Raw genomic sequence first — 18,475 nt, forward strand, 5'->3', positions numbered from 1 at the left:
CCAGGTGCGCCCATCCCGCCTGCAGCTTGGCCTTCAGGTTGGCCAGGGTGAAGCGGGTGTTCTGGAAATCGAAGACGGTCTGGCGGAAGGCCTTGCGGTCCTTGGTGAACTTCACCGCCTCGTCGAAGGCGCGCTGGGCGCCGGCCTGGCCGGAGATGGCGATCTGCAGCCGCTCCTGCGGCAGCTGGGTCATCAGGTAGACAAAGCCCTGGTTCTCCTCGCCCAGCAGGTTGCCGACGGGGACGCGCACGTCCTCGAAGAAGAGCTCGGAGGTGTCGGCGGAGTTCTGGCCGATCTTGTCCAGGTTCCGGCCACGCCGGAAACCCTCGCGGGTCGCCTCGACCAGGATCAGGGAGATGCCCTTGGCGCCCTTGTCCGGGTCCGTCTTGGCCACGACGACGACGATGTCGGCGCTCTGGCCATTGGTGATGTAGGTCTTCGACCCTGAGATCACGTAGTCGTCGCCGTCCCGGCGGGCGGTGGTGCGCACCCCCTGCAGGTCGGAGCCCGCGCCGGGCTCGGTCATGGCTATGGCGGCGATGGCCTCGCCCGACACCATCCTCGGCAGCCAGACCTGCTTGAGGTCCTCGCTGGCGTAGTGAACGAGGTAGGGCGCGACGATGTCCGACTGCAGGGTGATGCCCGCCGTGGAGCCGGCGTAGGTCAGCTCCTCGCCGATCACCGAATTGTAGCGGTAGTCGAGGCCCAGGCCGCCGTACTCCGCCGGGACCTGAGGGCAGAGCAGGCCGGCCTCGCCGCAGGCCAGCCAGAAGGCGCGGTCCACCACGCCCTCCTCTTCCCAGCGGTCGAGGTTGGGGACGAGGTGCTGGGCGTAGACCTTGCGCACCTGCTCCCGGAAAATCTTCAGGTCCTCGTCGAAGAGGGTGCGTCCTGAGGTGTCGAGCATGGTGGCCTCCCGTCACTCGCCGTAGTGGCGGAAGTCTATGCCGCCTCACCCAGCGTCAGGCGAGTCTCCGATCCCGCAGGCGCGGACGATGGCGGCGCGCAGCTCGGGAAGGCCGGTCCCCTTCTCCGAGGAGGTGGCGATCACCCCCGGGAAGGCGGCGGGACGCTTGGCGATTCGGGCCTCGGTGCGGGCGCGGACCGCCTCCACCTCGGCGGGCTTGAGCTTGTCGGCCTTGGTCAGGATCACCTGGTAGGAGACCGCCGCCTGGTCGAAGGCCGCCATGGGCTCCTCGTCCACCTCCTTCAGGCCATGCCGGGCGTCGATGAGCAGGTAGGCCCGGCGCAGGTTGGGCCGGCCGCGAAGATAGTCCCGGCCCAGGGCCTGGAACTTTTTCACCTCGCCCTTGGCGGCCCGGGCCCAGCCATAGCCGGGAAGGTCCACCAGGCGCAGACGGCCGTCGACGAGGAAGAAGTTGACCTCGCGCGTCCGCCCCGGCTCGTTCGAGGCTCGCGCCAGGTGCTTCTGGCCGACCAGGGCGTTGATCAGCGAAGACTTGCCCACATTGGACCGGCCGGCGAAGGCCACCTCCGGCAGGTCCGGCTCCGGCAGGCCGGCCACCGAGACCGCGCCCATCATGAACACCGCCGGCCGGGCGAACAGAACGCGCGCCGCCTCGATTTCCTCGTCCGGATAGTCCCCGGGGTCGGGTTCGCGGGCGTCCCCGGGGCTCACCCGGGGGCCTTTCGCGCCTTCAGGCGATTCAGGAAGTCGTCGATCGGATTATCCACCTGGTACTTCCGCATGATCACATACTGCTGGAGGATCGTGAGAATGTTGCTCCAGGTGTAGTAGATCATCAGGCCCACTGACAGTGACGCCAGGACGAAGGTGAAGATCACCGGCATCAGCTCCATGATCCTCTGCTGGATCGGGTCTGGAGCGGGCGGGCTCATCTTCATGGAAAGCCACTGCGTAACGCCATAGGCCAGCGGCCAGACACCGATGTGCAGGTAGGTGTTCAGGAAACCGCCGATGAAGGGGGTCGTCGCGGGATCCCAGGGGATCAGGCCGAACAGGTTCAGGAGAGTCGTCGGATCGCGGGACGAGAGGTCCTGAATCCAGCCGTAGAAGGGCGCATGGCGCATCTCGATGGCGACCGAGAGCACCTTGAACAAGGCCAGGAAGACCGGGATCGTGGCCAGCATGGGCAGGCAGCCCATCAGGGGATTGATCTTCTCCGACTGATAGAGACGCATCAGCTCCTGCTGCTGCTTCTGCGGGTCGTCCTTCCAGCGCGCGCGCAGCTCCTCGACCTGGGGCTGGACCTTCTTCATCTTGGTCAGCGACTCGTAGGACAGGTTGGCCGGATAGAACATCAGCAGCTTGACCACCACGGTCAGCGCAAGGATGGCGAGCCCGAAGCTGCCGAGCAGGCCGTTGAAGACCTCGAGCAGCCAGAAGGCGGGCTTGGTGATGAAGAACAGCCTGCCCCAGTCGACGGCGTCCTCGAACCGCGGAATCCCCAGGGTGTCCTCGTAGGTCCTGAGGACCGGAACCGTCTTGGCGCCGGCGAAGAGACGGCTCACGTGGGTGTAGGTCCCGCCGGGCTGCACCACCCGTGGCTGGGCGACGAAATTGGCCTCGAAGATGTCGACGCCAGAGACCTGGGTGGTCCTGTAGGCGGCGTTCACCTTTTCTGTCTGCTCGGGAACCACCGCCGCCAGCCAGTACTTGTCGGTGATGCCGAGCCAGCCGCCGGTGGCGGAGAAGCCCTTCTCCTCCTCCTTCTTCAGCTGGTTGTAGTTCAGCATCTCCAGAACGCCGTCCATGACCCCGACGGCGCCTTCATGAGCGTTCATCGCGGGGACTGCGGGGGCGCCGCGACGCTGGACTGCAGCATAGGGTGCGATCGTCACGGGATTGGACAGGCTGTTCGCGACCGTATCGGTGATCGTGAACATGAACTTGTCGTCCACCTCGATCCGCCGGGTGAAGGCCAGCCCCTGGCCTGCATCGTACCGGAGCACCACGGGCCGGCCGGGGGAGAGCCGGTCGCCCTGCACAAGGGTCCACTGGGAAGCCGATGAAGGCAGGCCCGGCAGGTTGGCGCCGGTCCATCCGAACTCGGCGAACCAGGCGTCACGCATCCCCTCGGGCCGGAGCAGCTCCACGGGGGGCGACTCCGGATCAACGGTGACCCGATAGTCCCTCAGGAAGAGGTCGTCGATCCGGCCTCCGCGCAGGGACAGGGAGCCCTGGAGGGCGGGTGTGTCCACCGTAACCCGGGGGGAGCCGCCCAGCGCGGCGGCCCTTGAGACATAGACCGGACCCTCCGGCCGGACAGTCGCCGCAGGCGAGCCCGATGGCTGGACGGCCTGGGCGCCTTCACGCGCTCTCAGCTCGGCCTCCCGCTGCTCGTTCTGCGGACCCAGCACCAGGGCCTGGTAGCCGAACAGCAGGGCGAGGGAGAGAACGACGAAGAGGATCGTATTGCGGTTCGTATTGTCGGGCATTCGATCGCGCGCTCAGTCTGTTAAGGAAGGGGCGCGGTCAGGCGCGCGGACAGGGCGGTCGCCCTCGGTCGCGAGGCTTATCAGCGCGGTTTTCACATCGTCAAGGAGACGCGGCCAGGGACGCGCAGGGGTTCCGCCCCGGGCGATCAGGACATAGTCGCACCCGGGACGCCCGAGGCCGGGAACCAGAAGGCGGGCCGCCTCCCTCAGCCTGCGCTTTGCGCGGTTCCGGACCACGGCGCCGCCGATCCTTCGGGTCGCCGTGAATCCCACGCGGATCAAGGGGTCCCCGTCCTGGCGGTCTCGGACCTGCATCAGCACAGCGCCGCGCGCGCATGATTTTCCCCGGGCCGCTTCAAGGAAGCCCGGGCGCGTCCTGAGGCGCTCAATGGGGGGGGCGGGTTCCTCCATCCGGAGGGCCCTTCAACCTGCCGGCGTCGCGCCGTCAGGCGGTCAGCCGCTTGCGGCCCTTGGCGCGACGACGACCAATGACCTTGCGGCCGTTCTTGGTGGCCATGCGGGCGCGCCAGCCGTGACGGCGCGCGCGCACGAGACGGGAGGGCTGAAATGTGCGCTTCACGGGACCAGCTCCGGGGGCAAACGAGGCGCGGGGAATAAGGGATGCCCGATCCCCTGTCAATGCCGCCGGCCTGCCGGGCGGCCCGGTGAGCGGTCAAAGGTCGGGCCGGATGATGGTCTTTCCCACCACGGTCCGGTCGGCCAGGGTGTCGAAGGCCTCGCGCCAATGGTCCAGGGGAAACTCCCGATCCACCCGGGGATGCATGGCGCCCTCGGCCGCCAGCTTCCAGATGGCCTCGTTGTTCTCCCGGCCCCTCTCCGGGAACTTCCGGCCATACTCGCCAGCCCGGACCCCCATGACCGAGAAACCCTTGATCAGGGCGTAGTTGACCGGCAGCACGGGCAGGCGACCTGAGGTGAAGCCGATGGACAGGATGCGGCCATCAAAGGCGATGCAGCGCACGCTCTCGTCGAAGACATCCCCGCCGACCGGGTCGAAGATGACATCGGCGCCGCGCCCGCCTGTGATCTCCTTGACCCTGTCCTTGAACCCCCCTGTCACATTCACCACGGCGTCCGGGGCATACTCCTTCTCGATGACCGCCAGCTTGGAGTCGGAGGCCGAGGCCGCAATCACCCGGCAGCCCAGATGCCGGGCCAGGTCGACGGCCGCAAGGCCCGTCCCCCCGGCGGCGCCATGCACCAGAATCCACTCCCCGGGCTGGACCTGCGCCCTGCGGACCAGCGCGACCCAGGCGGTGAGGTAGCAGACCTGGTAGCCGGCGGCCTGGCCGTAGGTCATTCCCTCAGGCTTGCGGTGCAGGGCGGCGGCGGGACTGACGGCGTACTCGGCGAAGGCGCCGGTGCGCGACCCCCCCGCCACGGCGTCGCCGGGTCTCCAGGCGGTGACGCCTTCGCCCACCGACACCACGTCTCCGGCCATCTCCATGCCCGGGGTGAAGGGTACGGGCGGCTTGTGCTGGTGCTCGCCGCGAGTCTGCATGAGGTCGGGGAAGTTCAGGGCGCCCGCCCGGACCTTGACCAGCACCTCCCCAGGCCCCGGGACCGGATCGGGCAGGTCCTTGACCCGGCAGCCGGCGTACTCCGCGGCCAGTTCCTCGACGACGAGCGCACGCATGGTTCAGTCCTTCCGAAGGGGTTGGGAGAGCCGGGCGGCGACCAGGCCGGCGATCTCCGCGCAGGCCCGGCGGGCCTCCGGGACTACGCCGCCAAAGGCCGTGAAGCCGTGGACCAGGCTGTCATAGCGTCGGTAGTCCACCGGCACGCCGGCGGCGGCGAGACGGCGGGCGTAGGCCTCGCCCTGGTCGACCAGGGGATCGAAGCCGGCGGTGGCGATCACGGCCGGCGCCAGGCCTGACAGGTCCTCGGTCTGGCCCGGCGCATTGCGCGGATCGGCGGGATCCCCGCCGGGCGGGAGATAGTGGCCGACGAACCAGTCCATCGTGGCCCGGTCCAGGGGAAAGGCGTCGGCGAAGGCCGTCATGGACGGGGTCTCGCTGGCCAGGTCCACGCAAGGATAGACCAGCAGCTGCAGGTCGGGTCCCGGCTCACCGGTCCGCCGCATCTCCTGCGCCAGGGCGGCGGCGAACAGCCCGCCCATGGAGTCTCCGCCGATGGCCGCCCGCCCCGCAGGCGCGCCCAGGGCCCCGGCGTTGTCGCGGGCCCAGCGGAAGGCCGCCAGGACATCCTCGTATCCCGCCGGGAACCGGTGCTCGGGGGCCAGACGGTAATCCACGGACAAGACGGGCCCGCGAAGGGACTCGGCCAGGCGACCGCAGAACCCCTCGGCGGTATCGAGGTCGCCGATCACTCCGCCGCCCATGTGGGCGAAGACCAGGACGGGAATATCCGGCAAGGGCCGTGAGGGCCGATAGAGGCGGGCGGGCCGGTCGCCTTCGCCGCCCGGTACGGTCAGGGCCTCGATGCGTACGCCGGGGGGCGGCGCCTCGGCGGTGGCGCGGAAGGCGGCGGCGCTGGCGCGGCGGGCCTCCTCAGGGGTCATGGCGCTCATCGGGCGACCCCGGCGCGCGCCGGCGGCCAGGAACTGAAGGCGGGGATCCAGGGTCCGCCCCTCCCGGTAGGTCGCCGCGCCGCCGGACAGCAGGCGCAGGACGGGCGCGGGAAGGGACAGGATCCAGGACAGGACCGCCCGACCCTGGCTTGCGCGGCTCACCGGGGCGCCTCGGCGAGGCCGGCGGTGCCCCGGAGGATCAGGGTGGCGGCGAAGTCCGTTGCAGCGGCGGTGTCCACAGGACGTCGGGTCAGCATCTTCCAGCCGATTTCCCTTGCGAGTCCGATGCAGGCGGCGGCGAGGTAATCGGCGTCGACCCCCCGCGCTCCGCCGCGCTCCGCCTCATCGACGATGGACCGGCGCACCTCCTCGAAGACGGCGGCCGTTTCCGGAGTCTCGCCCATCGGGACCTCGCCCGCCTCCCCGGCCGTCCGGCGGGACATCCAGCTGTCGTGCTCGCTGGCCAGGAAGCCGTAATAGGCGCTGAGCGCCCCGCGGACGAACTCCTCCCAGGTCCGGGCCCGCTCCCGCTGGGCCTTCAGCACCGGTGAAAAGCGGCGGGCGCCGTCCCGGGACAGGGCGGCGGCGACCTCCTCCTTCGAGCGGAAGTAGTTGTAGAAGGTCCCCGAGGCCAGGCCCGTGCGGCGGATGATGTCGCGCACGGTCACCGCCTCGAACCCCACCTCGCCGAACACCTCGCGCGCCGCATCGAGGATCGTCTGGCGGTTCTGCGCCTTGGTGATCTCGCGCTTTCCGGCAGGGGCGAGGGCGGTGTCGGGCATGGACTCGCTCAAAAGATGACGCGCGTCACCATAGGACATCGCGCGCTGGCGTCGAGACCTCGCCTATCGCCGCAAGGACGCTGTATCCGCCCGGACGGCGCGGAACTCCGAGCCCGCCTTCCAGTCCGGCCAACGACGGGAGTTGGCCAGCTCACGACCGAGATCGTGAAGCAGCGCCCCGTCCTGGGCCGCCCCGGTCAGGTTCCAGTCGGGCGACCATTCGTCAGCGGGCTGGTGGTAGCGGTAGGTCGTATAGTCCCTGGCCAGGGCCTCGCCCCTCTCCCTGCCGCCCTCGATCAGGTCCCGGCCCGACCCGAAGGAGATGGCCGGCACGCCGCGCTTGGCGAAAGGAAAGTGATCCGAGCGGAAGAAGTAGCCGGCGCCCGGGTTGGGATCCGGCGTATAGACCCGGCCCCGCTTGGCGGCCAGGGCCACCAGGTCGTCCTGCAGGGTCAGGGGCGCGTCGCCGGAGGTCGTGAAATCCCTGGCCGGGCCAGCCGTGGAAGCCCCGTCCATGTTGATCACCCCCGCCGTCGTCGCCAGCGGATAGAGCGGGTTGGCGGCATAGTACTCAGAGCCCAGGAGGCCGCGCTCTTCGGCGGTCACGGCCAGGAAGACCACCGAGCGATCCGGCGCCGGCGCGAGGGCGTACTTGCGGCCGACCTCCAGCAGGGAGGCGATCCCCAGGGCGTTGTCCTGGGCGCCATTGTAGATCCGGTCGCCCCTGGCGTCCGGCGCGCCCACGCCCAGATGGTCCCAGTGCGCCGTGTAGATGACGGTCTCGTCGGCATGGCGGCGCCCCGGCTTCCGGGCGACGACGTTCTTCGAGATGATCTTCTGCGCCCGGACGGCGTAGTCGGTGGAGAAGGTCACGCCGGTCAGCTCGACAGGGCGGAAGTCCCGGGTCTGGGCCTTGGCCTTCAGCGCCTCGAAGTCGAGGCCCGCCGCCTTGAACAGGTCCACGGTCACGTCGCGCTGGATCCAGCCCTCCAGGGGCGCGTGGGACTGGGCGGGATTGGCGCGGATGATGTCGAAGAGGGTGCTGGTGTTGGAGTTCTTCACCGTCGCCCAGCCGTAGGACGCCGGATCGGTCTCATGGATCACCAGGAAGCCCACGGCCCCGCGCCGGGCGGCCTCCTCGAACTTGTAGGTCCAGCGGCCGTAATAGGTCATGGCCTTGCCGCCGAAGTCCCCCTGTCCGGTCTCGAAGTCGGGGTCGTTGATCAGCACCAGGCCGATCTTGCCCTTCATGTCGAGGCCCTTGAAGTCGTCCCAGTTCCGCTCGGGCGCCGTCACCCCATAGCCGATGAAGACCAGGGGGACATCCTTCAGGGTCAGGCGGCTGATCCCGGTCTGGGCCGCCCGGATGGCGACCTCTTCGCCCTGGGTCCAGGCGCGGGTCTGGCCGCCGACGTTCACGCTGACCGCCACCGGGCCCTCGGTGTCGAAGCGGGCCAGGGGCACGTCCTGGGTCCAGGCCCGAGTCCCGTCCTTCTGCAGGTCGCCGCCGGGCTGCAGGCCGAAGCTTTTGAACTGCTCGACGAGGTAGGCCACGGTCTTGCGTTCGCCCTCGGTATCCGGGGCGCGGCCCTCGAAGGCGTCGTCCGACAGCACCTTCACATGCTGGGTCAGGCGGGCCGGATCCAGGTCGGCGGCCAGGGCGGGAACAGAGATCAACAGGGCCGACAGGCCGGCCAGGAGGGTGCGCTTGAGGGTCATTCGGGTCCCCGGGGGAAACAGGTCTGCCCGCGTGATTAACCCCTGGGGACGGCTTCCGCCAGCGGCGGCGGCTCAGAATTCCCCGCGCAGCACCCGCCCGAAGAGGTCCGGGTCGACATTGCCGCCGGACAGGACGAGGCCGACGCAGGCGCCGGGCGGGATTCCGGGAACCCTGCCCGCCATCAAGGCGGCCAGGCCGACCGCGCCGCCGGGCTCCACCACCAGCTTGAGGGTGGAGAAGGCCAGCCGCAGGGCCTCGGCCACCTCGGCGTCGCTCACGGTCACGATGGCCGAGAGGCGCTCCCTCAGGATCGGGAAGGTCAGCTCCCCCGTCGACGGCGTCTCCAGGGAATCGCAGAGGGTCCGCACGGTCGGCGCCGCCGTCTCGCGCCGGCCGCTGGCCAGGGACCGGCGGGCGTCGTCATAGAGTTCCGGCTCCACCCCCACGATCCGGGTCCGGGGCGACAGGGTCTGCACCGCCAGGGCCACCCCCGCCATCAGTCCGCCGCCACCCACCGGACCGACCACGACGTCCATCTCCGCCCCCAGGGCCTGCGCCTGCCGGGCCAGCTCCAGCCCCGCCGTACCCTGCCCCGCAATGATGTCCGGATCGTCGTAGGCCGGGACGATGACGGCTCCCCTCTCCCCGGCCAGCCGGGCGGCGATCGCCTCCCGGCTCTCGGTCATCCGGTCGTAGAAGACCACCTCGGCGCCGTAGCCGCGGGTGGCCTCGACCTTCACCTGAGGGGCGTCGGCGGGCATGACGATCACCGCCGGCATGTCCAGCAGCCGCGCCGCCAGGGCCACCCCTTGCGCATGATTGCCCGAGGAAAAAGCCACCACCCCGCGAGGGTGGTCGGCGGGGGCGATCTGCGACAGTCGGTTGAAGGCGCCCCGGAACTTGAAGGCCCCCACCCTCTGCAGGGTCTCGGGCTTGATCAGCACCCGCAGGCCCAGCCTCTCGTTCAGGGCCGGGCTCTCGATGAGGGGCGTGACGACCGCCTGTCCCGAAAGGCGCTCGGCCGCCGCCTCGATATCGGCGAAGGCCAGGACGCTCACCGGGCGAAGACCATGGCGTCGTCGGCGAAGGCCTTGAACTCCAGGGCGTTGCCCGACGGATCGAGGAAGAAGAGGGTCGCCTGCTCGCCGGGCTGGCCCTGGAAACGGACCTGGGGCGGGATGATGAAGTCCACGCCCGCCGCCTCCAGCCGGTCGGCCAGGGCGCGCCATGAGGCGAGGTCCAGGATCACCCCGAAATGACGCACCGGCACGTCCTCGCCGTCCACGGGATTGGTCGCGACATCCTCCGGCGCCGGCGCGAGGTGGGCCACGATCTGGTGGCCGTGGAAGTCGAAGTCCACCCATTCCGGGCTCGAACGGCCCTCGGCGCAGCCCAGCAGGCCGCCATAGAAGGCCCGGGCCTCGGCAAGGTCGCGGACGGGGAAGGCGAGGTGGAAGCGAGGTCTGTCCATGGTTCCGTCCTAGCGCCCGGAGACCGACGGCTCCAGACCAAAACCCCTTGACGTCGGCCCCGCCCGCCTGTCTATCCCCCGCGGACCGGAAGCCCGGCGCAACCTGCGCCGCCTCGGGTCCAGACATTGCAGACCCTCCCCCCGCCGAGCGCCTGTCGAAGGGCGGGAACGGAGTCGCTGGCAGGCGGCGGACGCATACCTGACAGGATCACATCATGGGCAACGTCACCGTCATCGGCGGCCAGTGGGGCGACGAGGGCAAGGGCAAGGTCATCGACTGGCTGGCCGACCGGGCGGACGTGGTCGTCCGCTTCCAGGGCGGCAACAACGCCGGCCACACCATCGTGGTGGGCGACAAGACCTACAAGCTGTCCCTGCTGCCCTCGGGCGTGGTGCAGGGCAAGCTCAGCATCATCGGCAACGGCGTGGTGGTGGACCCCTGGTCCCTGATGGACGAGATCGGCCGCGCCCGGGCCCAGGGCCTGGAGGTCACGCCGGACGTCCTGGTCCTGGCGGACAACGCCACCCTCATCCTGCCCCTGCACCGCGACCTCGACCAGGCGCGGGAGGCCCGGGCCGGCGCCGGGAAGATCGGCACCACGGGCCGCGGCATCGGCCCGGCCTATGAGGACAAGGTCGGCCGCCGGGCCATCCGCTTCGCCGACCTCTCCGACCGCGAGGCGCTGGAGACCAAGATCGAGCGCCTGCTGGCCCACCACGGCGCCCTGCGCGCGGGCCTGGGCCTCTCCCCCGTCACCCCCGCCGACATCCTCGCCCAGCTGGCGGAGATCACGCCCCAGGTCGCGCCCTTCGTGAAGCCGGCCTGGCGCATCCTCGGCGACCAGATCCGCGCCGGCCGGCGGGTCCTGTTCGAGGGCGCCCAGGCCACCCTGCTGGACGTCGACCACGGCACCTATCCTTACGTGACCAGCTCCAACACCGTGGCCGGCCAGGTGGCGGCGGGCTCGGGGGTCGGGCCCCAGGCGGGCGGCTATGTCCTGGGCATCGTCAAGGCCTACACCACCCGGGTGGGCGAGGGTCCCTTCCCCACCGAGCTGCACGACGAGATCGGCGCCCGGCTGGGCGAGCGCGGCCATGAGTTCGGCACGGTCACCGGCCGGCCGCGCCGCTGCGGGTGGTTCGACGCCGCCCTGGTGCGTCAGTCGGTCCGGGTCGGCGGCGTCGAGGGCATCGTCCTGACCAAGCTGGACGTGCTGGACGGGATCGAGACCCTGAAGATCTGCACCGGCTACACCCTCGACGGCCAGCCGGTGGACTATCTGCCCGCCGGCTTGCGCGACCAGGCCCGCCTGGTCCCGGTCTACGAGGAGATCGAGGGCTGGACCGACAGCACCCAGGGCGCCCGCTCCTGGAAGGACCTCCCCGGAGCCGCGGTGAAGTATGTCCGCCGGATCGAAGAGCTGGTCGGCGCGCCGGTGGCCCTTCTGTCCACCAGCCCCCAGCGCGACGACATCATCATGATGCGCGACCCCTACCTGGACTGAGGCGGGCTCAGGCCTGGGGATCGATCACACCCTCGAGAACGGCCGTCACCCGGTCGACGAAGGCGGTGCGCTCGACGCCCTCCAGGGCGGCGCCGCGGATCAGGCGTTCGACCAGAAAGCCGATGTAGATGGCGGCCAGCACGCGGGCCCGCTCCTGCCCGGCCTCGTCGCCCAGCCAGTCCCGGATGGGCGCCAGGAAACGCTCCTGCACCGCACGGCCCAGCAGCGGCGCCGTGGTGGGCGAGGTCGCCGCCTGCAGCAGGAACTGGAAGGTCCGGGTCCGGGGATCGGCGATATCGGCGGCGCCGGCCATCATCTCGGCGACGTCCCGGGAGAAGCGGCGCCGGTCCCAGTCGCGCAGGCGGTCGGGGGCGATGGTCGCCTTGAGGGCCTCGGTGAACAGGCCCTCCTTGCCGCCGAAATAGCGCGGGATGAGGGCCACGTCCGACCCCGCCAGGGCGGCAATGTCGCGCAGGGACGTCCGGTCGTACCCGGTGACGGCGAAGGCGCGCTTCGCCGCCTCGAGGATGGCCGCCCGGGTCGCCGCGGCGTCGCGTCGCCGCGGCGCGACAAGATGCGCCGGTTCAGCCAGGTCGGTCATCGGGTTGGCTCCCGGCTCAGTTCCGGCTCGGAATGATGACCGGCAGGGTCTCGAAGCCGTGCACGAAGGCCGAATAGTTGCGCACAGGCTCGCCCGCCAGCCGGATCTCCGGGAAACGCTTCAGGATCTCTTCCCAGATGATGGTCAGCTGGAGCTCGGCCACGCGGTTGCCCACGCAACGGTGCACGCCGAAGCCGAAGGACATGTGATGCCGGGACTGGTCGCGATCGATGATGTAGGCGTTGGGGTTGTCGATCTCGTCCTCGTCCCGGTTGCCCGAGAGGTACCACATCACCACCCGGTCGCCGGCCTTGATGGTCTTGCCGCCCAGCTCGAAGTCGGACTTCGCCACCCGGGCCATGTGGGCCAGGGGGGTCTGCCAGCGGATGGTCTCGGAGACCATGGACGGGATCAGGGCCGGGTTGGCCCGCAGCTTGTCATACTGAGCCGGGAACTGGTTCAGGGCCACGACGCTGCCGGAGATGGTGTTGCGGGTGGTGTCATTGCCGCCGACGATCAGCAGGATGACATTGCCGCGATAGGTGTCGCGGTCCATGTCCCGGGTGGCCGGGTTGTGCACCAGCATGGAGATCAGGTCGGCGGACGGCTCGGCGTCGACCTTCTGGTTCCACAGCTCCTCAAAGGCCATGAAGCACTCCGTCAGGGCCTGGAACTTGTGCTCCCAGCTCTTCACCGGGCCGTGGCCGGGCGGGTTGGTGACGATGTCGGACCAGTAGGTCAGCTTGCGGCGGTCCTCGAAGGAGAAGTCGAACAGGGTCGCCAGGGTCATGGCGGTCAGTTCCTTCGACACCAGGTCGACCCAGTCGAACTCCTTGCCGATGGGCAGGGAGTCGAGGATCAGGCCGGCACGCTCACGGACGATCGGCGCCATGCGCTGAAGGTTGGCCGGCGCCACTGTGGGGCTGACGGCCTTGCGCTGCACGCCATGCTCGGGCTCGTCCATGGTGATGAAGCCGGCGCCGCCGCCGGTGCGGGGCCGGGCCAGTTCACCCAGCACCTTCTGCTGCTCGGCCAGGGCCACCAGGTTGGGCAGGGTGATGCCCTGGGCCGAAGAGAAGATCTCGTGGTTGGTGTCCACCGCCATGATGTCCTTCCACCGGGTGACCGACCAATAGGGGCCAAAGTCGCTCTCGGCGGTGAAGTGGACCGGGTCCTCGCGGCGCAAACGGGCGAAGACCGCCAGGATGGTGTCCTTCTGGAACCGGTCTGGACGGCCCGGGTTCAGAAGCTCGAGGGGGGTTTCGTTGGCCTCGCGGACGGCCTCGTCGGACTCGATCCTGACGGCGATGTTCATGGCGCTCTCCCGTTCCTGCCGTTCTTGCCAGCGGGGCCGCGTGCGTGCGCAACCCCCCGGAGGATCGAGGTGACCCACTCACAGGACAGATGTCAATGCGCGTTGACTTGGCCGCTCTCGCCGGGCGAAGCGGTCAGGCCTCGACCAGGTTCTTCTCGCGGGCCGATGCCAGCATCGCCTTCTGCAGCTTCTCGAAGGCCCGCACCTCGATCTGGCGCACCCGCTCGCGGCTGACCCCGTACTGGGAGGCCAGGTCCTCGAGGGTGGTGGGGTCGTCCTTCAGCCGGCGCTCGGTCAGGATGTGCCGTTCGCGGTCCGTCAGCTCGGTCATGGCGGCGTCCAGCAGGCTCATGCGCTGGGTCCGCTCCTGGTCCTCGGCGACCTGGGTCTCCTGGCTGACGGCGCCGGTGTCCTCCAGCCAGTCCTGCCACTCGCTCTCCCCGTCCACACGCATGGGCGCATTCAGTGAGGCGTCCGGACCAGACAACCGGCGGTTCATCGAAATGACCTCCGACTCCTCGACCCCCAGCTTGGTGGCGATCTGCTCAACCTGATCGTGCCGGAGGTCGCCGTCCTGGAAGGCGGAGATGGCGCTCTTGGCCTTGCGCAGGTTGAAGAACAGCTTCTTCTGCGAGGCGGTGGTGCCCATCTTCACCAGGCTCCAGGATCTCAGGATGTATTCCTGGATCGAGGCGCGGATCCACCACATGGCGTAGGTGGCGAGGCGAAAGCCCTTGTCGGGCTCGAACTTCTTGACGGCCTGCATAAGACCGACATTGCCCTCGGAGATCACCTCCCCGATCGGCAGGCCATAGCCGCGATATCCCATGGCGATCTTGGCCACGAGGCGAAGGTGGCTGGTGACCAGCCGGTGCGCCGCCTTCGGATCCTCATGTTCACGCCAGCGCTTGGCCAGCATGAACTCCTCGTCCTTGGTCAGCATGGGGAACTTGCGAATCTCGGTCAGGTAGCGCGACAGGCCGCCTTCGGGGGTCATCACCGCCAGAGCGTTCGCAGACATCGGTCCATTTCCTCCTGCACGGAAGGCGAAAAGACCCACCTCCCGACTCGGGAATGACCTAGGAGAGGAAAACGGCGGCATCAAGGCGAAGCGGCCGGCGGGCCGGTTACAAATCGGACAGGCGCATCTCCAGGGCGGCCATGTCGGCGGGCATCGGCGATTCAAAGCGCAGTCGCTCGCCTGTCACGGGATGAACGAAACCCAGCACCGCCGCATGGAGCGCCTGACGGGTCAGCCCGGCGCCCGCCAGAGCCTCCCGGACGGGGGCCGCCGGCGCGCCTGAGCCGTAGACAGGATCGCCCAGGCAGGGGCAGCCCAGGGAGGCCATGTGGACCCGGATCTGGTGAGTGCGGCCCGTCTCGAGCCGGCACGACACCCGGGCCGCCAGGGGCGCGGCGGTGGGTCCGAAGGTGCGCTCGGTCCGGTAATGGGTCACCGCCTCTCGCCCGCCGGTCTTCAGCACCGCCATCTTCATCCTGTCATGGGCCGAGCGTCCGATCCGCGTGCGGATCTCGCCGGCAGGCGGGCCTGGCGCGCCCCGCACCAGGGCGATGTAGCTTCGTTCGATGTCATGGGCGGCGAACAGGGCGGCGAGGCCCTGGTGGGCGGCGTCGGTCTTGGCCGCGACCATGACGCCCGAGGTGTCCTTGTCCAGCCGGTGGACGATCCCGGGCCGCGCCACCCCGCCGACCCCCGAGAGCGAGGCGCCGCAGTGGTGAAGGAGGGCGTTGACCAGGGTTCCGTCCGGTACGCCCGGTCCGGGATGCACGGCCATGCCGGCGGGCTTGTCGACAACGACGAGGCAGGCGTCCTCGAACAGGATGGCCAGGGGGATGTCCTGTGGCGCAGGGACAGCCGGCGCCGGGGCGGGGACCCTCACACGATAGGCCCCCGGGAGCGCCCGCCCGGAGGGGTCGGCGACCACCGCGCCCTCACGGGTGACGGCGCCGGTCTCCAGGAGGCTCCTCAGGCGCGCCCGGGAAAGCTGGGGCAGAAGGTCCGCCAGGGCCCGGTCGAGACGCCCCGGAACACCGGCGGGCAGGACAGCCTCCAGGATGTCGCCGCCCGGCGCGGGGCCGGAGTCCTCATCGTCGATTCCTTCGGGGTCCGGAGCCTCGGGCATGCCGCATGTTCCCGCTTCCGCCACCCGGCGCAAGGCCCCCGGTCTGGACACGGGACTGTCATCAGGCTTCTTTATTGGGGGGCGTCCGCGGAAGGCGCCGGTCCTCGGGGCCGATTGGGGGGGGAGACACCAGACATGCGCATGGATCGACGCCGGGCTCTGGCCCTCTTCGGGGCGGGAACCGCCGCTGTCGGCGGGCCGGCAGCGGCGCAGGACCGCCCGGTTCGGTTCGACCACGGGGTGGCCTCCGGGGATCCCACCGCCGACCGGGTCATACTCTGGACCCGGATCACACCCATGGACCCCTCCGCCGGATCCATCTCCTACGAGTGGAGCCTCAACCCCGTAGACCGCATGGCGGGCGGGGCGAAGTCGGGTCGGGGAACCACCTCGGCGTCCCGTGACTTCACGGTCAAGGTCGACGTCGGCGGTCTGGACGCCGGCCGGGCCTATACCTTCACCTTCACCTCGAATGGCGTGACCTCGCCCATGGGCCGCACCCGCACCCTGCCCGAGGGCCCGGTGGAGGACGCCGTGCTGGCTATCGCCTCCTGCGCCCTCTACCCGGGCGGCTATTTCAACGCCTATCAGGCCATCGCCGACCTGCCCCGGGTCGACGTCGTCCTGCACCTGGGCGACTACATCTACGAATACGCGGCCGACGGATATGGCGCCGAGACCGGCAGGAAACTGAACCGCCTGGTCCGCCCGGCCCACGAAATCGTCACCCTCTCCGACTATCGCAACCGCCACGCCCAGGTGAAGACCGATCCCCAGCTCCAGGCCGCGCATGCCCGGGCCCCCTGGATCGTTGTCTGGGACGATCACGAGACCGCGAACAACGCCTGGGTGGGCGGCGCCGAGAACCACAAGCCGGACCAGGGCTCCTGGAACCGGCGCAAGGCCGCCGCCATCAAGGCCTATTACGAGTGGATGCCGATCCGGGAGCCGGACGGCGGCGGTTTTTCCATCCACCGGGCCTTCGAGTTCGGCGACCTCGCCACCCTCTTCATGCTTGAGACCCGCATCACCGCCCGGGACGAACAGCTCGACTATGCCGTGGACCTGAACGGACCGGACGGGAAGCCGGATGTCGCCCGCTTCCGCTGGCGTCTGGCCGACCCGGAACGCCGCATGATGGGCCCGGCCCAGGCGGACTGGCTGCGCCGGGGCCTCGCCAACTCGGTCCGCACCGGCCGCACCTGGCAGGTCCTCGGCAATGAGGTGATCATGGCCCGGGTCGGCGTACCCGACATCAGGGCGGAGACGGAACCCGCCCGGCTCGAGGCCGCCATGGCCCGGATGGGGCCGGGAGGGGCGGCGCGCCTCGAACGGATGAGCGGCATGGCGAGCCTGGGTCTGCCCTATGGCCTAGACATGTGGGACGGCTATCCCGCCGACCGCCAGCGTCTGTACGGCCTCATCCAGAAGGCCAAGGCCAACGCCGTGGTCGTCTCCGGCGACAGCCACGCCTTCTGGGCCAACGAGCTTTTTGACGCCCCCGAGGGCGGGACCCGGGTGGCCGTCGAGTTCGGGACGACCGCCGTCACCAGCCCGGGCGCCGGGGATATCCTGACGGACATTCCGGTGGGCGAGATCTTCGCCCGCACCAACCGCGAGGTGGTCTATTCCAACCAGGCCGCCAAGGGCTTCGTCCTCCTCACCCTGGGCCGCACGGAAGGCAAGGCCGAAATGGTCGCCGTTTCCACCATCCTGGACACCAGTTTCACGACGCGCGTCCTGAAGACCTTCACCTTCACGCCGGGACCTGACGGGGTCTCGGGGCTCGCGGAGGCCTGAGGCGGCTCAGCCAGCTTCGCGGTCCGGTCCGGCGCCGGGGACGGGAACGAGGCCCGCGCCGTCGGCGGTCACGCTCCGGAAGAAGCAGGTCCGGGCGCCCACATGGCAGGCGCCGCCGTCGCCCTGGGGCCGGACCCGCAGGAGGACGGCGTCCTGGTCGCAGTCGATGCGCACCTCTTCCACGACCTGGACCTGGCCGGAGGTCTCGCCCTTCTTCCAGAGGGCCTGGCGGGAACGGCTGAAATAGACGGCCTCGCCGGAGGCCAGGGTGGCGCGCAGGGCCTCGGCGTTCATCCAGGCCAGCATCAGCACCTCGCCGGTCTCGGCGTGCTGGGCGATGGCGGCGATCAGCCCGTCGGGGCCGAAGCGGGGGGCCAGGACGTCGCCGGTCTCCAGCGCCTCGACCGAGGGAGCCGCGGGGAAGTCGGCGGTCATGGCGGCTCCTATCTGCGGTTGGCGAAGTCCAGGAAGCGCTGACGCAGCCCATCATCCGTCTTGAAGACCCCGGTGAACTGGGTGGTGATCGTCGAGACGTGCCGGTGGTGCAGGCCGCGGGTGGTCATGCACTGGTGGGCGGCGTCGACCAGGACCGCCACGCCGGCCGGGCGCAGGCTGTCGTTGATGGCGTTGGCGATCTGCTGGGTCAGGGTCTCCTGGTTCTGCAGGCGACGGGCGAAGATGGTCACCACCTTGGCCAGCTTGGAGATGCCCACGACCCGGTTGGTCGGCATGTAGGCCACGTAGGCCTTGCCCAGGAAGGGGGCCATGTGGTGCTCGCAGTGGCTCTCCACCTCGATGTCCCGCAGCATGACGATGTCGTCATAGCCCTGGACGTCCTCGAAGGTCTTGGACAGCTCCTTGGCGGGATCCTGGCGGTAGCCCTCGAACCAGTCCTGGTAGGCGTCGATGACCCGCTTGGGGGTGTCGATCACGCCCTCGCGGCGGGGGTCGTCGCCCGCCCAGGCGATCAGGGTGCGGACGGCCTCCATGGCCTCCTCGCGGGTCGGGCGGCGCAGGGGTTCGAGGCCTGCAGGCACGGCGGCGGCGTTGGAGTCGGCGGGAGCGGCCATGGGATCTTCCTTTACGCGCCGCGCGGCGGGTCGGGGGCGTCCCCAAAGTCCTTGGCCCGCCGGACGGCCAGACTGTATACGGGAGCCTCCCCGCCG

Annotated in this window: 19 protein-coding genes; 2 read left to right on the forward strand and 17 right to left on the reverse strand. The window is 69.8% G+C overall.

Annotated elements, in window-relative coordinates; all coding sequences use genetic code 11:
* From INE98_RS00845 to INE98_RS00895, 11 genes are all read right to left on the reverse strand, one after another.
* A partial coding sequence (locus tag INE98_RS00845) for an acyl-CoA dehydrogenase family protein (RefSeq protein ID WP_293535845.1) occupies positions 1-907 on the reverse strand: 907 nt, incomplete at its 3' end.
* Positions 908-952: 45 nt separating this feature from the next.
* On the reverse strand, positions 953-1,639 hold the full coding sequence (gene yihA / locus INE98_RS00850) for a ribosome biogenesis GTP-binding protein YihA/YsxC (RefSeq protein ID WP_293535847.1): 687 nt from the start codon (positions 1,637-1,639) through the stop codon (positions 953-955).
* Entirely contained in the window at positions 1,636-3,420 is a 1,785-nt protein-coding gene (gene yidC, locus INE98_RS00855) for a membrane protein insertase YidC (protein ID WP_293535849.1), read from the reverse strand. The genes yihA and yidC overlap by 4 nt, the downstream gene beginning before the upstream one ends.
* A 12-nt stretch (positions 3,421-3,432) precedes the next feature.
* Positions 3,433-3,831 carry a ribonuclease P protein component gene (locus INE98_RS00860; protein WP_293535851.1) on the reverse strand — a complete coding sequence of 133 codons (399 nt, stop codon included), beginning with the start codon at positions 3,829-3,831 and terminating at the stop codon, positions 3,433-3,435.
* A 34-nt stretch (positions 3,832-3,865) separates the two neighbouring features.
* Positions 3,866-4,000: a 50S ribosomal protein L34 gene (gene rpmH / locus INE98_RS00865; protein ID WP_293535853.1), complete on the reverse strand. Its 135-nt coding sequence runs from the start codon at positions 3,998-4,000 to the stop codon at positions 3,866-3,868.
* Positions 4,001-4,093: 93 nt separating this feature from the next.
* A complete protein-coding gene (locus tag INE98_RS00870; protein WP_293535855.1) occupies positions 4,094-5,077 on the reverse strand; it encodes an NADPH:quinone oxidoreductase family protein in 984 nt (327 codons plus the stop codon).
* Positions 5,078-5,080: 3 nt separating this feature from the next.
* Positions 5,081-6,133, reverse strand: a complete 1,053-nt coding sequence (locus tag INE98_RS00875; RefSeq protein WP_293535857.1) for an alpha/beta hydrolase — start codon at positions 6,131-6,133, stop codon at positions 5,081-5,083.
* The gene (locus INE98_RS00880; protein WP_293535859.1) at positions 6,130-6,753 is read right to left on the reverse strand and encodes a TetR/AcrR family transcriptional regulator; all 624 of its coding nucleotides are present in this window, start codon (positions 6,751-6,753) and stop codon (positions 6,130-6,132) included. The genes INE98_RS00875 and INE98_RS00880 overlap by 4 nt, the downstream gene beginning before the upstream one ends.
* A 63-nt stretch (positions 6,754-6,816) precedes the next feature.
* On the reverse strand, positions 6,817-8,472 hold the full coding sequence (locus INE98_RS00885; RefSeq protein ID WP_293535860.1) for a M28 family metallopeptidase: 1,656 nt from the start codon (positions 8,470-8,472) through the stop codon (positions 6,817-6,819).
* 72 nt (positions 8,473-8,544) lie between these two features.
* A complete protein-coding gene (locus INE98_RS00890) occupies positions 8,545-9,531 on the reverse strand; it encodes a threonine/serine dehydratase (RefSeq protein WP_293535861.1) in 987 nt (328 codons plus the stop codon).
* Positions 9,528-9,944, reverse strand: a complete 417-nt coding sequence (locus tag INE98_RS00895; RefSeq protein ID WP_293535862.1) for a VOC family protein — start codon at positions 9,942-9,944, stop codon at positions 9,528-9,530. Before INE98_RS00895 ends, INE98_RS00890 begins: the two co-directional genes overlap by 4 nt.
* Positions 9,945-10,159: 215 nt before the next feature.
* Between INE98_RS00895 and INE98_RS00900 the strand changes: the two genes are divergently transcribed.
* A complete protein-coding gene (locus INE98_RS00900; protein WP_293535864.1) occupies positions 10,160-11,449 on the forward strand; it encodes an adenylosuccinate synthase in 1,290 nt (429 codons plus the stop codon).
* A gap of 7 nt (positions 11,450-11,456) precedes the next feature.
* Here the strand turns inward: INE98_RS00900 and INE98_RS00905 are convergent, their stop codons facing one another.
* The 4 genes from INE98_RS00905 to INE98_RS00920 form a co-directional block, all read right to left on the reverse strand.
* A complete protein-coding gene (locus tag INE98_RS00905; protein ID WP_293535865.1) occupies positions 11,457-12,050 on the reverse strand; it encodes a TetR family transcriptional regulator in 594 nt (197 codons plus the stop codon).
* Positions 12,051-12,066: 16 nt separating this feature from the next.
* Complete coding sequence (locus INE98_RS00910; protein ID WP_293535866.1) at positions 12,067-13,365, reverse strand: cytochrome P450; 1,299 nt, start codon at positions 13,363-13,365, stop codon at positions 12,067-12,069.
* Between the two features lie 133 nt (positions 13,366-13,498).
* Positions 13,499-14,386, reverse strand: a complete 888-nt coding sequence (rpoH, locus tag INE98_RS00915) for an RNA polymerase sigma factor RpoH (protein ID WP_293535867.1) — start codon at positions 14,384-14,386, stop codon at positions 13,499-13,501.
* A 106-nt stretch (positions 14,387-14,492) separates the two neighbouring features.
* Positions 14,493-15,509, reverse strand: a complete 1,017-nt coding sequence (locus INE98_RS00920; RefSeq protein ID WP_293535868.1) for an RluA family pseudouridine synthase — start codon at positions 15,507-15,509, stop codon at positions 14,493-14,495.
* A 135-nt stretch (positions 15,510-15,644) separates the two neighbouring features.
* On the opposite strand from INE98_RS00920, the gene INE98_RS00925 reads away from it, so the two are divergent.
* On the forward strand, positions 15,645-17,309 hold the full coding sequence (locus tag INE98_RS00925; protein ID WP_293535870.1) for an alkaline phosphatase D family protein: 1,665 nt from the start codon (positions 15,645-15,647) through the stop codon (positions 17,307-17,309).
* 6 nt (positions 17,310-17,315) lie between these two features.
* Here INE98_RS00925 and hisI read toward each other — a convergent pair whose 3' ends face one another.
* On the reverse strand, positions 17,316-17,744 hold the full coding sequence (gene hisI, locus INE98_RS00930) for a phosphoribosyl-AMP cyclohydrolase (protein ID WP_293535872.1): 429 nt from the start codon (positions 17,742-17,744) through the stop codon (positions 17,316-17,318).
* Positions 17,745-17,752: 8 nt separating this feature from the next.
* On the reverse strand, positions 17,753-18,379 hold the full coding sequence (gene folE, locus INE98_RS00935; protein ID WP_293515888.1) for a GTP cyclohydrolase I FolE: 627 nt from the start codon (positions 18,377-18,379) through the stop codon (positions 17,753-17,755).
* Between the last annotated feature and the right edge of the window lie 96 nt (positions 18,380-18,475).

The organism is Phenylobacterium sp. (assembly GCF_020253645.1).
In the GTDB taxonomy this organism is placed as follows: domain Bacteria; phylum Pseudomonadota; class Alphaproteobacteria; order Caulobacterales; family Caulobacteraceae; genus Phenylobacterium.

Excerpts from the sequence above, each read along its gene's own strand:
- yidC (WP_293535849.1), bottom strand. The coding sequence starts at position 3,420 with ATGCCCGACAATACGAACCGCAATACGATCCTCTTCGTCGTTCTCTCC.
- INE98_RS00860 (WP_293535851.1), bottom strand. The coding sequence starts at position 3,831 with ATGGAGGAACCCGCCCCCCCCATTGAGCGCCTCAGGACGCGCCCGGGC.
- INE98_RS00870 (WP_293535855.1), bottom strand. The coding sequence starts at position 5,077 with ATGCGTGCGCTCGTCGTCGAGGAACTGGCCGCGGAGTACGCCGGCTGC.
- INE98_RS00880 (WP_293535859.1), bottom strand. The coding sequence starts at position 6,753 with ATGCCCGACACCGCCCTCGCCCCTGCCGGAAAGCGCGAGATCACCAAG.
- INE98_RS00885 (WP_293535860.1), bottom strand. The coding sequence starts at position 8,472 with ATGACCCTCAAGCGCACCCTCCTGGCCGGCCTGTCGGCCCTGTTGATC.
- INE98_RS00895 (WP_293535862.1), bottom strand. The coding sequence starts at position 9,944 with ATGGACAGACCTCGCTTCCACCTCGCCTTCCCCGTCCGCGACCTTGCC.
- INE98_RS00900 (WP_293535864.1), top strand. The coding sequence starts at position 10,160 with ATGGGCAACGTCACCGTCATCGGCGGCCAGTGGGGCGACGAGGGCAAG.
- INE98_RS00905 (WP_293535865.1), bottom strand. The coding sequence starts at position 12,050 with ATGACCGACCTGGCTGAACCGGCGCATCTTGTCGCGCCGCGGCGACGC.
- INE98_RS00910 (WP_293535866.1), bottom strand. The coding sequence starts at position 13,365 with ATGAACATCGCCGTCAGGATCGAGTCCGACGAGGCCGTCCGCGAGGCC.
- rpoH (WP_293535867.1), bottom strand. The coding sequence starts at position 14,386 with ATGTCTGCGAACGCTCTGGCGGTGATGACCCCCGAAGGCGGCCTGTCG.
- INE98_RS00920 (WP_293535868.1), bottom strand. The coding sequence starts at position 15,509 with ATGCCCGAGGCTCCGGACCCCGAAGGAATCGACGATGAGGACTCCGGC.
- INE98_RS00925 (WP_293535870.1), top strand. The coding sequence starts at position 15,645 with ATGCGCATGGATCGACGCCGGGCTCTGGCCCTCTTCGGGGCGGGAACC.
- hisI (WP_293535872.1), bottom strand. The coding sequence starts at position 17,744 with ATGACCGCCGACTTCCCCGCGGCTCCCTCGGTCGAGGCGCTGGAGACC.
- folE (WP_293515888.1), bottom strand. The coding sequence starts at position 18,379 with ATGGCCGCTCCCGCCGACTCCAACGCCGCCGCCGTGCCTGCAGGCCTC.